This window comes from Thomasclavelia spiroformis DSM 1552 (genome assembly GCF_025149465.1).
Classification (GTDB): domain Bacteria; phylum Bacillota_I; class Bacilli_A; order Erysipelotrichales; family Coprobacillaceae; genus Thomasclavelia; species Thomasclavelia spiroformis.
Window position 1 is genome coordinate 127,868 of the sequence record NZ_CP102275.1, and the last position, 16,201, is coordinate 144,068.

At 28.1% G+C, this 16,201-nt stretch carries 13 protein-coding genes; 12 read left to right on the plus strand and 1 reads right to left on the minus strand.

All coding sequences use genetic code 11. The annotated features are described in order from the left end of the window. Positions 1 to 202 precede the first annotated feature (202 nt). The 12 genes from NQ543_RS00535 to NQ543_RS00590 all read left to right on the plus strand — a co-directional run bounded on the left by NQ543_RS00535 (position 203) and on the right by NQ543_RS00590 (position 15,605). Positions 203 to 1,954 (plus strand): ABC transporter ATP-binding protein/permease, encoded by a 1,752-nt coding sequence (locus NQ543_RS00535; protein ID WP_004610761.1) that lies wholly within the window; start codon positions 203 to 205, stop codon positions 1,952 to 1,954. Beyond that, a complete protein-coding gene (locus tag NQ543_RS00540; RefSeq protein WP_004610760.1) occupies positions 1,941 to 3,599 on the plus strand; it encodes an amino acid ABC transporter ATP-binding/permease protein in 1,659 nt (552 codons plus the stop codon). The genes NQ543_RS00535 and NQ543_RS00540 overlap by 14 nt, the downstream gene beginning before the upstream one ends. Further along, entirely contained in the window at positions 3,599 to 3,922 is a 324-nt protein-coding gene (locus NQ543_RS00545) for a nitrous oxide-stimulated promoter family protein (protein WP_004610759.1), read from the plus strand. The genes NQ543_RS00540 and NQ543_RS00545 overlap by 1 nt, the downstream gene beginning before the upstream one ends. Further along, positions 3,919 to 4,299, plus strand: coding sequence for a YbaN family protein (locus NQ543_RS00550; RefSeq protein WP_004610758.1), 381 nt, complete (start codon positions 3,919 to 3,921; stop codon positions 4,297 to 4,299). Before NQ543_RS00545 ends, NQ543_RS00550 begins: the two co-directional genes overlap by 4 nt. Positions 4,300 to 4,407: 108 nt before the next feature. Beyond that, complete coding sequence (gene uvrB, locus NQ543_RS00555; protein WP_004610757.1) at positions 4,408 to 6,381, plus strand: excinuclease ABC subunit UvrB; 1,974 nt, start codon at positions 4,408 to 4,410, stop codon at positions 6,379 to 6,381. Then, positions 6,371 to 7,726 (plus strand): CCA tRNA nucleotidyltransferase, encoded by a 1,356-nt coding sequence (locus NQ543_RS00560; RefSeq protein WP_004610756.1) that lies wholly within the window; start codon positions 6,371 to 6,373, stop codon positions 7,724 to 7,726. Before uvrB ends, NQ543_RS00560 begins: the two co-directional genes overlap by 11 nt. A 3-nt stretch (positions 7,727 to 7,729) precedes the next feature. Beyond that, positions 7,730 to 10,552: an excinuclease ABC subunit UvrA gene (gene uvrA, locus NQ543_RS00565; protein WP_004610755.1), complete on the plus strand. Its 2,823-nt coding sequence runs from the start codon at positions 7,730 to 7,732 to the stop codon at positions 10,550 to 10,552. Between the two features lie 12 nt (positions 10,553 to 10,564). Next, positions 10,565 to 11,500, plus strand: coding sequence for an HPr(Ser) kinase/phosphatase (gene hprK / locus NQ543_RS00570; RefSeq protein WP_004610754.1), 936 nt, complete (start codon positions 10,565 to 10,567; stop codon positions 11,498 to 11,500). 3 nt (positions 11,501 to 11,503) lie between these two features. After that, complete coding sequence (gene lgt, locus NQ543_RS00575; protein WP_004610753.1) at positions 11,504 to 12,319, plus strand: prolipoprotein diacylglyceryl transferase; 816 nt, start codon at positions 11,504 to 11,506, stop codon at positions 12,317 to 12,319. 183 nt (positions 12,320 to 12,502) lie between these two features. Then, positions 12,503 to 13,093 (plus strand): hypothetical protein, encoded by a 591-nt coding sequence (locus tag NQ543_RS00580; protein ID WP_004610752.1) that lies wholly within the window; start codon positions 12,503 to 12,505, stop codon positions 13,091 to 13,093. A gap of 525 nt (positions 13,094 to 13,618) precedes the next feature. Continuing rightward, entirely contained in the window at positions 13,619 to 14,722 is a 1,104-nt protein-coding gene (locus tag NQ543_RS00585; protein ID WP_004610751.1) for an AAA family ATPase, read from the plus strand. After that, positions 14,715 to 15,605: a hypothetical protein gene (locus tag NQ543_RS00590; protein ID WP_004610750.1), complete on the plus strand. Its 891-nt coding sequence runs from the start codon at positions 14,715 to 14,717 to the stop codon at positions 15,603 to 15,605. Before NQ543_RS00585 ends, NQ543_RS00590 begins: the two co-directional genes overlap by 8 nt. A 77-nt stretch (positions 15,606 to 15,682) precedes the next feature. On the opposite strand, the gene bilS is transcribed toward NQ543_RS00590, so the two are convergent. Further along, positions 15,683 to 16,192, minus strand: coding sequence for a flavodoxin family protein BilS (bilS, locus tag NQ543_RS00595; protein WP_039904772.1), 510 nt, complete (start codon positions 16,190 to 16,192; stop codon positions 15,683 to 15,685). Positions 16,193 to 16,201: the final 9 nt, after the last annotated feature.

Below are 16,201 nucleotides of genomic sequence, written 5' to 3' on the forward strand. Positions count from 1 at the left end.
TTAGTATTTAATAATCAATAAATTAAATATAAAGAATTATTAAAATATTTATAGTTTAGATAAAAAAGTTATATTCACATAACATTGACAAGAGATATAAAATAGATTAAAATACAAATGTTATATTAATCTAACTATTATTTTAAAATATCTGTTAGACATTTTTGACTATAAATGAATGAAATGAAGGTGAAAATTATTTATGATGATCAATAAGCGATTAATTAATACAGTAAAGGAAAGTAAAAAATACATTATCTTAAATGTTATTTTTCAGTGTTTTACGTTATTGGCAAATATTATTATGATGTTTAGCTTAGCAAAATTTATGGAAAGTGTATTTTTAAAAAATGTAACAGGTGATATTTTTATAAATACACTCATTATTGTATTAATTACAATTATTGTAAGAAGTGGTTTTACAATTTTAGCTAATCGAATGAGTTTTCAATCATCTAAAATTGTAAAGAAAAAACTTCGACCAATGATTTATGATAAACTACTTAAAATTGGATTATCATACAAAGAACAAATTAAAACTTCTGAGGTTGTGCAAGTAGCTGTTGAAGGGGTAGAACAATTAGAAACATATTTTGGAGCATATTTACCACAGTTTTTTTATGCTATGATTGCCCCAATTACATTATTTATTGTAATAGGATTTATTAATATTGTTGTTGCAAGTATATTATTGATATGTGTGCCACTAATTCCTATCTCGATTGCTGTAGTACAAACATGGGCAAAAAAGCTGTTATCTAAATATTGGGGACAATATACATCTTTAGGTGATACATTTCTTGAAAATTTACAGGGACTAACTACTTTAAAGATTTATCAAAGTGATGAGTTTAAAAATAATGAAATGAATATTGAAGCTGAGAAATTTAGAAAGATTACAATGAAGGTTTTAATTATGCAGCTTAATTCCATTGCGATTATGGATTTAGTTGCTTATGGTGGAGCAGCTTTAGGAATGATTGTCTCTGTTTATTACTATTTAAATGGTCAAATTAATTTATTTGGATGTGTTTTTATTATTTTGTTATCTGTAGATTTCTTTATTCCAATGCGACAATTAGGTTCATTTTTCCATATTGCAATGAATGGAATGGCAGCAAGTGATAAAATCTTTAAAATAATAGATTTAAAAGAAAATAATTTATCTACAGATCAATTTCCAATTAATAACTATGATATTAAACTTAATCAGTTGAGTTTTAGTTATGAAGAAAATAATGATGTTTTATCAAATATTGATATGAATATTTCTAAAGGTGAGTTGATTGGAATTGTAGGTGAAAGCGGAAGTGGGAAATCTACTTTAGCTGCAATTTTAACGGGAGGAAATAAAGGTTATCGAGGAAGTGTTAAGGTAGGTAATGTAGATTTAGCTAAGATCAGTGAAAGTAGTCTAATGGAAAATATTACTTATATAGGTAATCAAAGTTATTTATTTAAAGGAACTGTTAGAGATAACTTATGTATGGCTAAAAAAGATGCCAGTGATAAAGAATTATGGGATGTTTTAAAACAGGTTAATTTGAGTCAGTATTTTAAAGAACAACAAGGACTTGATACTAAATTGTTAGAAAAAGCTAGTAATTTATCAGGTGGACAACGACAAAGATTGGCTCTTGCTAGAGCATTATTACATGACAGCCTAATTTATATATTTGATGAGGCAACATCAAATATTGATGTTGAAAGTGAAAATGAAATAATTAATCAAATATATGAACTTTCTAAGACAAAAACAATTATTATGATTTCACATCGACTGGCAAATGTTGTAAAAGCAAATTGTATATACGCATTAGATAATGGAAAAGTAATTGAATCAGGAAAGCATGAAGAATTATTAAATAATCATAATATATATTATCGTTTATGGAGTAAACAAAAAGAATTGGAAACATATGGCATAGGAGGGATAGATAATGAAGCAGCGTAGTGGATATAAAGTGATGTTATCTCTTATTAAATTAGTAAAGCCACTGACCCTTTATATGATTCTTGCAATATTAATGGGATTAATTGGTCATCTTTGTGCTAGTTTTATAACTATTTTAAGTGGTTATGCAATTTTAGATGTTTTAGATTTTAATATTGGAATAAATTTAAGTACTATTTTTATTATTATTCTTTTATGTGCTTTGTTTCGTGGCGTTTTTCGATACATAGAACAATCATGTAATCACTATATTGCTTTTAAATTATTAGCATTGCTTCGAGATAAGGTCTTTGTTGCTTTAAGAAAATTGTGTCCTGCTAAATTAGAAGGTCGTGATAAAGGGAATTTAATTGCAGTTATTACCTCTGACATAGAATTATTAGAAGTATTTTATGCACATACGATTTCACCAATTGTAATTGCATTATTATTTTCGATAATTATGATTGGTTTTATTGGAAGTTATCATTGGTTATTAGGATTAATAGCATTTATGGCATATTTGTTTATTGGTCTGATTATTCCTATGATCATTTCTAAGTTAAATGGTAATGATGGTTTAAAATTTAGAACTAAATCAGGAAATCTTAGTAGCTTTGTATTAGATAGTTTACGTGGATTATCAGAAATTCTACAGTATAATAACAGTCAAAAACGTTTATTAGATATGGATGAATATACTGATGAACTTATTGTAGAAGAAGAAAAAATGAAAATAAATTTTGGTAGAAATACAGCGATAACAAATAGTATTATTTTAATTTTTGATTTTTTAATGTTATTTATTTCATCTTTATTATATCAAAAAAATATAATTGGTTTTGATGGTGTTTTAATTTCAACATTAACATTATTTTCATCATTTGGTCCGGTTATTGCTTTAGCTAATCTAGGAAGTACTTTACAAAATACTTTTGCTGCTGGAAATCGAGTTTTAGATATTTTAGAAGAAAAACCAGTTGTAAGTGAAATAACTGGTAATAAAGAAATTGAATTTTTAAATGCTAAAGCAAAAAATGTTACTTTTTCATATGATGATGAAATCATTTTATCTAATCTATCGTTAAAAATACCTAAAAATTCTATTACTGGAATTGTAGGATGTAGTGGTAGTGGAAAATCAACCTTACTTAAATTATTTATGCGTTTTTGGGATGTTAAAGAAGGTAGTATAAAAATATCTGATGAAGATGTTTCTAAAATAAATACAAGTAATCTACGTAATATGGAAAGTTTTGTTAATCAAGAAACACATCTTTTTCATGATAGTATTAAAAATAATCTTTTAATTGCAAAGTTAGATGCAAGTGATGAAGAAATTGTTGAAGCATGTAAAAAAGCAGCTATTCATGATTTTATTTTAACGTTACCAAAAGGATATGATACACTAGTAGGTGAATTAGGAGATACATTATCAAGTGGCCAAAAACAAAGAATTGGTTTAGCTAGGGCTTTTTTACATGATGCTCCGTTTATGTTATTAGATGAGCCAACTAGTAATTTAGATAGTTTAAATGAAGGAATAATTTTAAAAGCAATTAATGAAGAAAAAGAAGATCGAACAATTGTATTAGTATCACATCGCCAATCGACAATGAGAATTGTTGATAATGTCTATTGTGTTGAACACGGGAGGATAAGCTGATGCGGGATAAAATTGTTGAAAAACGTGAAAAAGAAAAACGGATGATTAAAGAAATGATTAGCTTGTATTGTTGTAAAAAACATCATAGTAGACATTTATGTACAGAGTGTAATGAGCTTTTAAATTATGCTAATATGCGAATCAATAAATGTCCCTTTATGGAAACAAAAACATTTTGTTCTAAATGTAAAGTACATTGTTATAAACCAGATATGCAAAAGAAAATAAAAGAAGTTATGCGTTTTTCAGGACCAAGAATGCTTTTTTATCATCCTGTTTTAGCATTGCGACATTTTATTGAAAGTAGAAAGCTAACTATATGAAAATAAAAAGAGGATTATTGATTGTCATAGGATGTATTGGTGTAGTGTTTGGGGCAATTGGTGCTATTTTACCTTTGATTCCAGCGTTTCCATTTTTACTTTTAGCTACAATCTGTTTTACTAAAAGTTCTAAACGACTAAATGATTGGTTTGTTAGTACTAAGTTATATAAAAGTAATTTAGAGAGTTTTGTAAATGGTAAAGGAATGACGTGGAAAACTAAGATTAGAATTATGATATTAGTTACAATCTTAATGACAGTTGGATTTGTTATGATGAATCAAGTAGTTATTGGTCGAATTGTATTAGCGTTAGTATGGTTGTTCCATATTATTTATTTTACTTTTGGAATTAAAACAATTAAAACGATAAAATAAGGATGCATTTTGCATCCTTTTTACTTTATAAACAGCTGACATGGGTATAATTCTTTTAACTTATATGTTTTCTTGGTATAATAGAGACGACTTAAAGGAGGCAAACAAATGCATCAATTTAAATTAGTTTCTCCCTTTAAACCGATGGGAGATCAAATAGAAGCAATCGATAAATTAGTTGCCGGAGTTAAGGCCGGTAAAAAAGAACAAGTTTTACTTGGAGGAACGGGAACTGGAAAAACATTTACAGTTTCTAATGTTATTGCTGCTGTTAATAAACCGACGCTTGTTTTAGCTCATAATAAGACTTTGGCAGGTCAATTATATTCTGAATTAAAAGAATTTTTTCCTGAAAATCGCGTAGAATATTTTATTTCAAACTTCGATTTTTATCAGCCTGAAGCATATATTCCAGGTAGGGATTTATATATTGATAAAAATGCTAAAACTAATTATGAAATAGAGATGCTTAGAAGTGCAGCAATGAATTCATTAATTGAACGTGAAGATGTTATCGTGGTAGCATCAGTAGCATCAATATATGGGTTAGGGAACCCTGAACAGTATAAAGAAATGATTTTTGCTTTACGGGTTGGCCAAGATATTGATCGTAAAGAATTACTTACATATTTAGTTGATCGTCAATATCAACGTAACGATATTGAACAGACAAAGGGAACTTTTAGAGTTCGCGGTGATGTTATTGAAATTGTCCCAGGACATACTGAAAACTGGTTAATTAGAATTGAATTATTTGGAGATACAGTTGAAAGAATAACCGAGGTTGATCCGTTAACTGGTCATGTTTTAGGAGCCTATAATACTTATACAATTTATCCAGCATATGGTTATGTCACAAAAAAAGAACAGATTTTAAAAGCTTGTGATACAATTACCAAAGAACTAGAAGAAAGATTAAAAGAATTTAGAGATGAAACAAAGCTTTTAGAATATGAACGTCTAGATCAACGTACACGTCATGATGTAGAAATGTTAAGAGAAGTAGGAATGTGTCCAGGAATTGAAAACTATTCACGACACATTGATGGTCGTAAAGAAGGACAACGTCCTTATACATTAATCGATTATTTTCCTAAAGACTTTTTAATGATTGTTGATGAAAGTCACGTTATGTTACCACAAGTAAGAGGAATGTATAATGGCGATCGTTCAAGAAAAGAGACATTGGTAGAATACGGTTTTAGATTGCCAAGCGCTTTAGATAATCGTCCGCTTAGATTTGAAGAATTTGAAAAAATAATTAATCAAGTTATTTATGTATCAGCAACTCCTGGTGATTATGAATTGGAACATGTTAATAATGAAGTAGTTGAACAAATTATTCGTCCTACTGGTTTGCTTGATCCTAAAATTGAAGTACGTCCAACTGCAAATCAAATTGATGATATTATTAGTGAAATAAAAATGCGTCAAGAAAAAAATGAAAGAGTTTTAATTACAACCCTAACTAAACGAATGGCTGAAGACTTAAGTGCTTATTTAAAAGAATTAGGAATTAAAGTAGCATATTTACATAGTGATACAAAAACACTAGAACGAACTGAAATATTAAGAGATTTAAGGATTGGTAAATATGATGTATTAGTAGGAATCAACCTATTAAGAGAAGGTCTAGATTTACCTGAAGTTAGTCTAGTATGTATTCTAGATGCAGATAAAGAAGGTTTTTTACGTAGTAATCGTTCATTGATTCAAACAATTGGTCGTGCTGCGCGTAATAGTAATGGGGAAGTTATTATGTACGGTGATAAGATAACAGATTCAATGGCTTATGCCATTGAAGAAACCAATCGACGTCGTAAAATTCAAGATGCTTATAATAAAGAACATAATATTATTCCAACTACAATTCATAAAGAAATTCGTGATGCTATTCGCGGTCAAGAAGTTATTGATGATGCAGCAAGTTTAGTCAAGAAAGGGCGTAAGGCTAGTAAGAAGGATAAACAAGCAATGATTCATGAATTAGAAAAACAAATGAAAGATGCTGCTAAAGTGCTTGATTTTGAAAGAGCAATGGAACTTAGAGATATTATTATGGAGTTACAAGGTGAAAAATAAGTTTAGATTTTGTAATTGTGCAAATAAAATATTTGAAGATATTTATAATCAAAATGGTCGAGCATTTTTAGTTGGTGGCATAGTTCGGGATATGTTGATGTATGGGCATGTGGATTATCATGATGTTGATGTTGAGGTTTATGGTTTATCAATTGAACAATTGGAAAATATTTTGAAGAAATATGGTAATGTAAATTGTATTGGTAAATCATTTGGCATTTTAAAATTGGATGTTTTAGCTAATTACGATTTTGCGCTTCCTAGAACAGAAATTAAAATTGGTAATAGGCATCAAGATTTTAAAGTAGAAGTAAATAAAGATCTTGACTTAAAAACTGCAGCTTTAAGAAGAGATTTAACAGTTAATGCACTAATGTATGAAGTTAAGACAGGAAAAATTTATGATTTTTATGGAGGAATTGAAGATTTAAATAAGCGTACTTTAAGAATGGTTGATAAAAAAACATTTGAAGAAGATCCCCTTAGAGTTTTAAGAGTAGCGCAATTTGCATCAAGATTTGAATTTTTTGTTGAAGCAAAAACAAAAAATATTTGTAAAGAAATGGTAAAAAAAGGAATGTTAAAATATTTAAGTAATGAACGAGTGTTTCAAGAATACAACAAGCTCCTTTTAAGTAATCGACCATCAATTGGCTTATCATTTTTAAAAGATATTAAAGCATTGTACCCATGTCTTGATGTTTTATCATCAACAAAGCAAAGATTAGACTATCACCCTGAAGGTGATGTTTGGAAACATACTTTATTAGTAACTGATTTAGCAGCTTTATGTCGTCATAAAACTGCTTATCCCCTTGGGTTTATGTGGGGCGCTTTGTTGCATGATATTGGAAAACCAGTTGTTACAACTAAAGAGGGTCATGCTCCTAAACATAATGAAGCCGGAGTAAAGGTATTTGATGAACAATTAAAGTCTTTGATCGTGGATAAAAAATTACAAAAGTATATTAAGACAATTATTTATTATCATATGCATTTAATGAATATGGTTAGAAATGGAGCAAAGGATTATAGTTATTTAAGGATTTTAAAAGGGATTGATGGAATAGTTAAAATTGAAGACTTAATTTTAATTACAAAATGTGATAAACTAGGTAGATATAAAGATGAACATGAAAGTATAAATCATTTTGATTCAATTATGAAAGAAAAGATGTTTAAGTTAGGAACTAGTTGTAAAAAGGCGATTGTTGGTGGAAATGATTTAAAAAAGCTAGGAATAAAACAAACATCTAGATATAAAGAGTTATTAGAATATGCTTATGATTTACAATTAAGAGGTCATGATAAGGCATCGATTTTGAAAATGATAAAAGGTAGGTAGAGTATGAAAAATGATAAACTAGTTATTAAAGGGGCTAGAGAAAATAATTTAAAGAATATAGATATTGAAATACCTAAAAATAAACTTGTAATTATGACAGGATTATCGGGTTCTGGGAAAACTTCTTTAGCATTTAATACTATTTATGCAGAAGGACAACGTCGTTATGTTGAATCATTAAGTGCTTATGCAAGACAATTTTTAGGGAATATGGAAAAACCGGATGTTGATAGTATTGAGGGACTTTCGCCGGCAATAGCAATCGACCAAAAAACAACATCTAATAATCCTCGTTCAACGGTTGGAACGGTTACTGAAATATTTGATTATTTAAGATTGTTGTATGCAAGAATCGGTAAGGCATATTGTCCAGAGCATAATACGGTTATTGAATCGCAAACGATTAAACAAATGGCAGATATTATTGATCAATATCCAGATGGTAGTAAGTTACAGGTACTAGCACGAGTTGTAAAGAATCAAAAAGGAACGTTTAAGGATTTATTTGAAGATTTATTAAAAGATGGTTATATTAGAGTTCAAGTTGATGGTGAAGTTAGATTATTGGATGAAGGAATCGAGCTTGATAAAAATAAGAAGCATAATATTGATGTAGTTATAGATCGAATTATTAAAAAAGAAGGATATCGTAGTCGTTTGATTGATTCTTTGGAAGTTGGACTTAAATTAACTGGTGGCGAAGTTATTGTTGCTAATTTAAGTGATGAAAGTGAAAAATTGTTTTCTGAGCATTTAGCTTGTCCAATTTGTGGTTTTAGTGTTCCTAAATTAGAACCACGTCTATTTTCTTTTAATAACCCATTAGGAGCTTGTCATGATTGTCGTGGTTTAGGTGTTAAAAATGAAGTTGATGTTGATTTATTGATTCCTGATTGGAATTTAAGTATTAATCAAGGAGGAATTAGATATTTTAAAACATCAGTAGGTACGGATCGAATTGAATGGCAAAGGTTTTTGATCTTGTGTAAAACATATAATATAGATTTAGATAAACCGTTAAAAGATTTTTCTAAAAAAGAATTGAAGATAATTTTAGAAGGTTCTAATAAACCAATAACATATGAAATTATATCTAGTAGTGGAAATGTTTCTAAAACAACTAAACCAATTGAAGGAGTAAAAACATTAATTGAAAGAAGATTTGAAGAAACAACCTCATCATGGTCTAAGGAATGGTATGCTTCATTTATGGCAGAACATACTTGTCCTACATGTAAAGGAAGAAGATTAAATGACCAAGTTTTAAGTGTACGGGTTGGAGGATTAAATATTAGTGAATTTACTGACATGTCAATTCAAAAAGCATTAGAATTTGTTGAAGAATTAAAATTGAACGAATATGAAAGTAAAATTGCTCATTTAGTTTTAAAAGAGATTAAAGATCGTTTAGGATTTTTAAATGATGTAGGATTAGGATATTTAACACTCTCAAGAAAAGCTGGAGGATTATCTGGTGGAGAAGCTCAACGTATCCGTTTAGCGACACAAATTGGTTCAAGATTAACCGGTGTTTTATATGTATTAGATGAACCTTCAATTGGGTTACATCAACGTGATAATGATAAATTGATTGCGACTTTACAAAATATTCGTGATTTAGGTAATAGTGTTTTAGTCGTTGAACATGATGAAGATACAATGCGTGCAAGTGATTTTATTGTTGATATTGGCCCTGGTGCTGGTGTCCATGGTGGTAAGGTCATTGTTGCTGGAACTCCTGAAGAAGTAATGGCATGTAAAGAATCAATTACAGGACAATATTTATCGGGACGATTAAAAATAGATGTTCCTAAAAAACGTCGTAAAGGAAACGGCAATTATATTTGGATCAAAGGAGCTAAAGAAAATAATTTAAAAAATATAAATGTAAAATTTCCACTTGGCTGTATGTGTGTTGTTACAGGAGTTTCTGGTAGTGGAAAGAGTACTTTAGTAAATGAAATTATGGGTAAAGCAATGATGGCAAAAATCTATCATTCTAAAGAAAAACCTGGTAAACATAAAGAAATATTAGGTTTAGAAAATATTGATAAAGTTATTGAAGTTAGCCAAGATCCAATTGGAAGAACACCACGTTCTAATCCGGTTACATATACTGGAGTATTTGATGATATTCGTGATTTATTTGCACAAACTAATGAGGCTAAAATGCGCGGTTATGATAAAGGCCGTTTTAGTTTTAATGTTAAAGGTGGCCGTTGTGAAGCGTGTCAAGGTGATGGTCTAAAGCGTATTTCAATGCATTTTTTACCTGATGTCTATGTGCCATGCCAAGAATGTGGTGGAAAAAGATATAATGAAGAAACTTTACAAGTAACATATAAAGATAAAAATATATATGATGTTTTAGAAATGACAATAGAAGAAGCGGTAGAATTTTTTGATAATTTACCGAGAATAAAAAATAAATTACAAACTTTAAAAGATGTTGGTTTAGGTTATATTAAATTAGGACAAAGTGCGACTACTCTTTCTGGAGGAGAGGCGCAAAGAGTTAAATTAGCTAGTGAATTGCAAAAAAAAGCAACTGGCAAAACAGTATACATTTTAGATGAGCCAACAACAGGATTACATAGTGATGATGTATCGAGATTGATTACAGTTTTACAGAGAATTGTAGAACAAGGTGATACAGTTATAATTATCGAACATAATTTAGATGTAATTAAAGTGGCTGATTATATTATTGATTTAGGACCTGAAGGTGGCGATGGTGGTGGAAAAGTCGTTATATCAGGAACACCTGAAAAAGTTGCGGCTTGTAAAGAAAGCTATACAGGAAGTTTTTTAAGAAAGATGTTGTAGGAGGGTATAAATATGCCAAAGTCAATTACCATTGGAGAGATATTAAATAAGGAGCAGTATGTTCAAGTTACTGGAAATGAGGATGCCTTAAAAAGACCAATATATGTTGCAGAAATAAATCGTCCAGGATTTGAATTAGCCGGTTTTTTTAAACATAGTGATTTTCGTAGAATAATTATATTTGGTGACAAAGAATCAGCATTTATTAGTGAAATGTCTGAAGCTAGACAACGTGAAATATTTCCATTTTTAGTTAATGATGAGGTACCATGTATTATTATTGCAAAAGGAAATGAATGTCCACCAATTTTGATGGAAATAGCTAAAGAAAGAGAATTTCCAATCTTTGTAACTGAAGTATCTACCGGAAGAGTTTCAATTGAATTAACTAGTATTCTTGATGAAGCTTTAGCTCCAGAAACATTAATTCATGGTGTATTTTTAAATATTTATGGTAAAGGGGTTATTATTAAAGGCGATAGTGGAATCGGTAAATCAGAGATTGCGTTGGAGTTAGTTAAAAGAGGTCATTTACTAGTGGCTGATGATGCTGTAGAGTTGTATCATTTAGGACAAAGCATTGTTGGTAAAGCCCCAGAAGTATTAACTAATCTATTAGAGATTCGTGGAATTGGTGTTATTGATGTTTCAAAGATGTTTGGAATTAGTTCAATTTTAGATAAAGATAAAGTGGATTTGATTATACAATTAGATCGTTGGGTACCTTCTCGTGAATATACTCGTGTAGGAGTAGAAGAAAATGATTCAACTGAAGAAATTTTAGGAGTGAAAATTCCAAAGATTGTTGTTCCTGTTTCAAGTGGTCGTAGTATGTCAGTGATTATTGAAGCGGCTGTAATGAATATGCGATTACGTGAATATGGTGTAGATTCTAGTAAAGAGTTTGTTGAACGTATTTTAAAGAATATTGATAAAAATAAGGAGTAGAATATGACTTTTTTTCCCGATAGTAAAACATTTTTACAAATTGGAAGTCTTTCAATTGCCTGGTATGCTATCTTAATTATAACAGGTGCGTTTATTGCTTATAAAATAGGTCAACATAATTTTAAAAAGATTGGTTACAATAAAGATATTTTATCTGATTATTTTTTTGGATTATTGATAATTGGAATAATTGGAGCAAGAATTTGGTATGTAATTTTTATGTGGGATGAATTATATGCTAGTAACCCAATTGAAATTATTATGTTTAGACATGGTGGCTTAGCGATTCAAGGAGGAATAATAACGGGGTTAATTTTTAGCTGGTGGTATTTTAAAAAGCATAATATTGATTTTTTAGTCGCTGGAGATGCAATTATGCCAGGTGTATTAATTGCTCAAGCATTAGGGCGATGGGGAAATTTTTTCAATCAAGAAGCTTATGGCGGTGTCGTTAGCTTAGATTTCCTTCAATCACTGCATTTACCTCAGTTTATAATTGATGGTATGTATATTAATGGTACATATTATCATCCTACATTTTTGTATGAATCGATTGCTAATGTTATTGGTTTTTTAGTGATTTATTTTGTTATTCGTAAAATTCAAACTAAGCAAGGTGAACAGTTCTTTAGTTATTTTATTTGGTATGGAATTTTTAGATTTTTTATTGAAGGATTGAGAACTGATAGTTTGTATTTTATGGGATTAAGAACTGCACAATTAGTATCGCTTGTTTTTGTGGTTGTTGGTATTTTTGGATATATTTATTGTAAGAAATATGGCAAACTAGTGATTAAATCAGTTGATAATGATATTTAAAGAAAATGATAAAGATTTATTATATTTTAGATGCTATGCTAGATAGCATCTATTTTTTATATTATTTATTAGTTTGTAGCTAAGTAGTTTATTTTTATTCAAGATTATATAGATTGATTTTTATATATTACATGATAATATGTAAGTAAGGAAAGCATTTTAAAAAAAGAGGTGAGGTGAGAAATGAAAAAAATAAATAAAATTTGTATTGTCATGTTGCTTTTAACTTTATGCTGTGCATGTGGTAGGCCTCGTGGATTAAGTAGTAGAATTGGTCGTCATGTTAATTGTGAATCTGAATTAGGAGATTTTTCAAAATATCTAAAACTAGATAAACTTTCAACTACTGAGGATGGTAAATGTGAATGTAATAAAATAAGAGTCAATTTCCAAACAATTGGTATAACTTGTGGTAATATGTTTACAGTAACTAGTGAGGGAACAGACCTATATACCACTTATAGAATGATTAATGCTACAGCTACTTTGAAAGATACTATTGAATATGGAAGATATACTGTTAATATAAAATATTATTTATATGAAGATATATCAATCATTGATAGTGAAGAAACTAAAGAAGTAGAAATTTCTGGTTTGGCAGCCCAATATAATATAAAAATTGATGATAAGTATCTAAGTGGGCTGGAACATGGTTTTGACTTAGATAAAAGATATGATAATTTTGATGAATTGCCTAAAGAGTATTTAGAAAAAATGAATTTATTAATAACTGAACAACTTGATACTTATACTAATCTTAAAACTATCTAATAATATTTTTGAAAAATTGATATTAAATAATAAAAAAAAGTAGTAAAATCACGCCAGTATTAATGGATATAGATTTATCTACTTCTTTTATTATAAAAATAATTATTTTAATTGATTCAAAATATTTAAAGCGTAGTCTTTAGCATTTTTTAAATCATTTTGATCTGGATGCAATAATGCTTTATCAAAATTATCAAGACTAACTTTTAAGTTCTTATCTTCATTTATTGGTTTGAAATCTGGAGTAGCTAAGTATTTTAGATAAACATCTATTATTGATGGTATTAAATCAATAAAGAAATTTTATCAAATATATAAGTAAGACAATTTTTTACACTTTATTTGTATGAATAGTTGTATAATTGAATTGTATAAAAAAATAAAATAGTATAATAATACTGTTTTGAAATTAATTTGTATAGCCAAGGATTAATAAATATTATAAGCTTACCGTAATTTTTTTACGGATATTATTGAAAAATAAAAATAAACACGTTATTATTTAGAAAAGAGAAGGTGTTGATTATGTTAGTAAGGTTTGAAGTTGAAAATTTTAAAAATTTTGAAAATAAAATAATATTGGATTTATCAAAAACAAAAGGATATGAGTTTAAAGAAAATCTAATTAAAGATGGAATTGTTCGTAGTGGAGTAATTTTCGGAAAAAATGCTGCAGGAAAATCGAATATTGGATATGCAATATTTGATATTGTAAATCATTTAACTGATAAACAGAAAAATTTAAGCGAAATATATCCATATAGTAATTTAAATTCTGAAATAAAAAAAGTATCTTTTAATTATTTGTTTCAGTTTGATGGGAAAAAAGTGAATTATAAATATTCAAAACTTGATCCTGAAGAATTGTATGAGGAAACTTTGATAATTGATGGTAATACTGTTATTGAATATGATTATCTAAATAATAAAGGATTTTGTACTTTAAAAGGAACAGAAAATTTAAATATTATCATTGATAATAATAAATTATCGTTTGTAAAATATATTAATAATAATTCGGTTTTAAAAAATGATGAAACTAATAATATTTTTAGAAAGTTTATCGAATTTGTTGATAATATGTTACTATTTTATTCGCTTGATTATAATCGATATATTGGATATACAGTTGGAAGTGAATCGATATCTGATGCAATTGTAAAAAGAAAAAAATTAGAAGACTTTCAACATTTTTTAAATAGACTTGATATCAGTTGTGAACTTTTTTCAAGGGAAGTTAATGGTAAAAATCAAATATTTGTTAAATATAGAAATGGTGAGGCTAATTTTTATTCTGTTGCTTCAGCTGGAACAAGAGCATTAGCATTATTTTATTACTGGTTAATAAATGCAAGTAGTGCATCATTTATATTTATGGATGAATTTGATGCATATTATCATTATGAATTATCTCAAGAAGTAGTTAATGAAATTATTGATAAAACAGATGCCCAAGTTATATTCACTTCTCATAATACAAATTTAATGAATAATAACGTATTTAGACCAGATTGTCTATTTATTCTTCAAAATAATGGAATTAGAGCAATGTGTGATTTAACTGAAAAAGAATTAAGGAAAGCTCATAATCTTCAAAAAATGTATAAAGCCGGTGCTTTTGATGAATAATAGTATTAAAACAAAAATTGCATTTATTATTGAAGGTGTTAAAGCTGAACCAATGGTGATAAGAAATTTACAAAATAAATTTTTTAGTAAAGTTGAAATTGAGGCCATTATGTTACCTGCCTGTACTAATGTCTATACGATTTGGAAAAGGTTATGTGATGATGATGGTGAAACAGATGTTATTGAACTTGTTAAGGAATTAAGCAGTGAACAGAATACTAAAAGAGTAGATCAAATAAATTCTATTGATTTTAGAAGTTTGAATAAGGATGACTTTTCTGAAATATATTTATTCTTTGATTATGATGGTCATAATAATAATTTGCCTAGTGATTGTAATCCTAATGAAATCATGAAAAAAATGCTTGAAACCTTTGATAATGAAACTGAAAATGGAAAAATGTATATAAGTTATCCAATGATAGAAGCTATTAAGCATTTTAATGTACAGGAGATTTGTAATGATGCTGGAGAATGTTTTTCAAAAATTAATATTGGTAGACAATATAAGGCACTTGTTGCAAAATGTACTATACGAGATAATTTAAATCATTTTGATATTAGTGATTGGAAATTTGCATTAAAAAAATATGTAAATTCAATATATTGTTTATTTAATTTACAAATGAAGTTGTCAAGAAAAGAATATATAAAAAAGATTACACCACAAACAATTTTTGAAAAACAATTAAGCGAATATATAAATGACTATGAATGTGTAATGATATTAAGTGCCTTCCCAGAGTTTTTATTAGATTATTTTAAATTAGAAATATTGGAAGGTTATGTTAATTGTATAGGATTACTTGACAATAATCATGTTGAGTGTTGTAAAAAAATTGAGAGTATAAAAAATAAAGTATTAACAGGAATTGGTAATTAAATAAGATTATAAAAAAGTGGAAAAAAATAAAGATTAAACATTATTGATAAATCAATGATATTTAATCTTTTTTATATTTATTTTAATTGATTCAAAATATTTAAAGCGTAGTCTTTAGCATTTTTTAAATCATTTTGATCTGGATGCAATAATGCTTTATCAAAATTATCAAGACTAACTTTTAAGTTCTTATCTTCTGGATGTTCATGAATCATTTTAATATAGCGCTCACGGACAGTTAGTGGCATTTTGCCTTGACAGAAATAATGACCTAAAATTTGATTACTTGAATCAACAAAACTATCAAAACGATTAGCTAATTTATCATAATATTCTTGACTATCACCAAATCCAGCAGTTGCAAAAAAAGCAATCTTTTTATTTTTAAGTGTTTTAAGAATATTTTGAATTTTTATACTACAATTTCCTTTATCAACCCATGTTCCTAAAAAAATCAAATCAGCTTCTTCAATTTTTTGACTATCTTTAAAACATACTATTTCTTCATTTTGACAAGCTTCTTGAATGCTTAAAGCAACTTTTTCAGTATTTCCTGTACAGCTATCAAAGATAATTGCAATTTTCATTTTCTTTAC

Excerpts from the sequence above, each read along its gene's own strand:
- NQ543_RS00535 (WP_004610761.1), top strand. The coding sequence starts at position 203 with ATGATGATCAATAAGCGATTAATTAATACAGTAAAGGAAAGTAAAAAA.
- NQ543_RS00540 (WP_004610760.1), top strand. The coding sequence starts at position 1,941 with ATGAAGCAGCGTAGTGGATATAAAGTGATGTTATCTCTTATTAAATTA.
- NQ543_RS00545 (WP_004610759.1), top strand. The coding sequence starts at position 3,599 with ATGCGGGATAAAATTGTTGAAAAACGTGAAAAAGAAAAACGGATGATT.
- NQ543_RS00550 (WP_004610758.1), top strand. The coding sequence starts at position 3,919 with ATGAAAATAAAAAGAGGATTATTGATTGTCATAGGATGTATTGGTGTA.
- uvrB (WP_004610757.1), top strand. The coding sequence starts at position 4,408 with ATGCATCAATTTAAATTAGTTTCTCCCTTTAAACCGATGGGAGATCAA.
- uvrA (WP_004610755.1), top strand. The coding sequence starts at position 7,730 with ATGAAAAATGATAAACTAGTTATTAAAGGGGCTAGAGAAAATAATTTA.
- hprK (WP_004610754.1), top strand. The coding sequence starts at position 10,565 with ATGCCAAAGTCAATTACCATTGGAGAGATATTAAATAAGGAGCAGTAT.
- lgt (WP_004610753.1), top strand. The coding sequence starts at position 11,504 with ATGACTTTTTTTCCCGATAGTAAAACATTTTTACAAATTGGAAGTCTT.
- NQ543_RS00580 (WP_004610752.1), top strand. The coding sequence starts at position 12,503 with ATGAAAAAAATAAATAAAATTTGTATTGTCATGTTGCTTTTAACTTTA.
- NQ543_RS00585 (WP_004610751.1), top strand. The coding sequence starts at position 13,619 with ATGTTAGTAAGGTTTGAAGTTGAAAATTTTAAAAATTTTGAAAATAAA.
- NQ543_RS00590 (WP_004610750.1), top strand. The coding sequence starts at position 14,715 with ATGAATAATAGTATTAAAACAAAAATTGCATTTATTATTGAAGGTGTT.
- bilS (WP_039904772.1), bottom strand. The coding sequence starts at position 16,192 with ATGAAAATTGCAATTATCTTTGATAGCTGTACAGGAAATACTGAAAAA.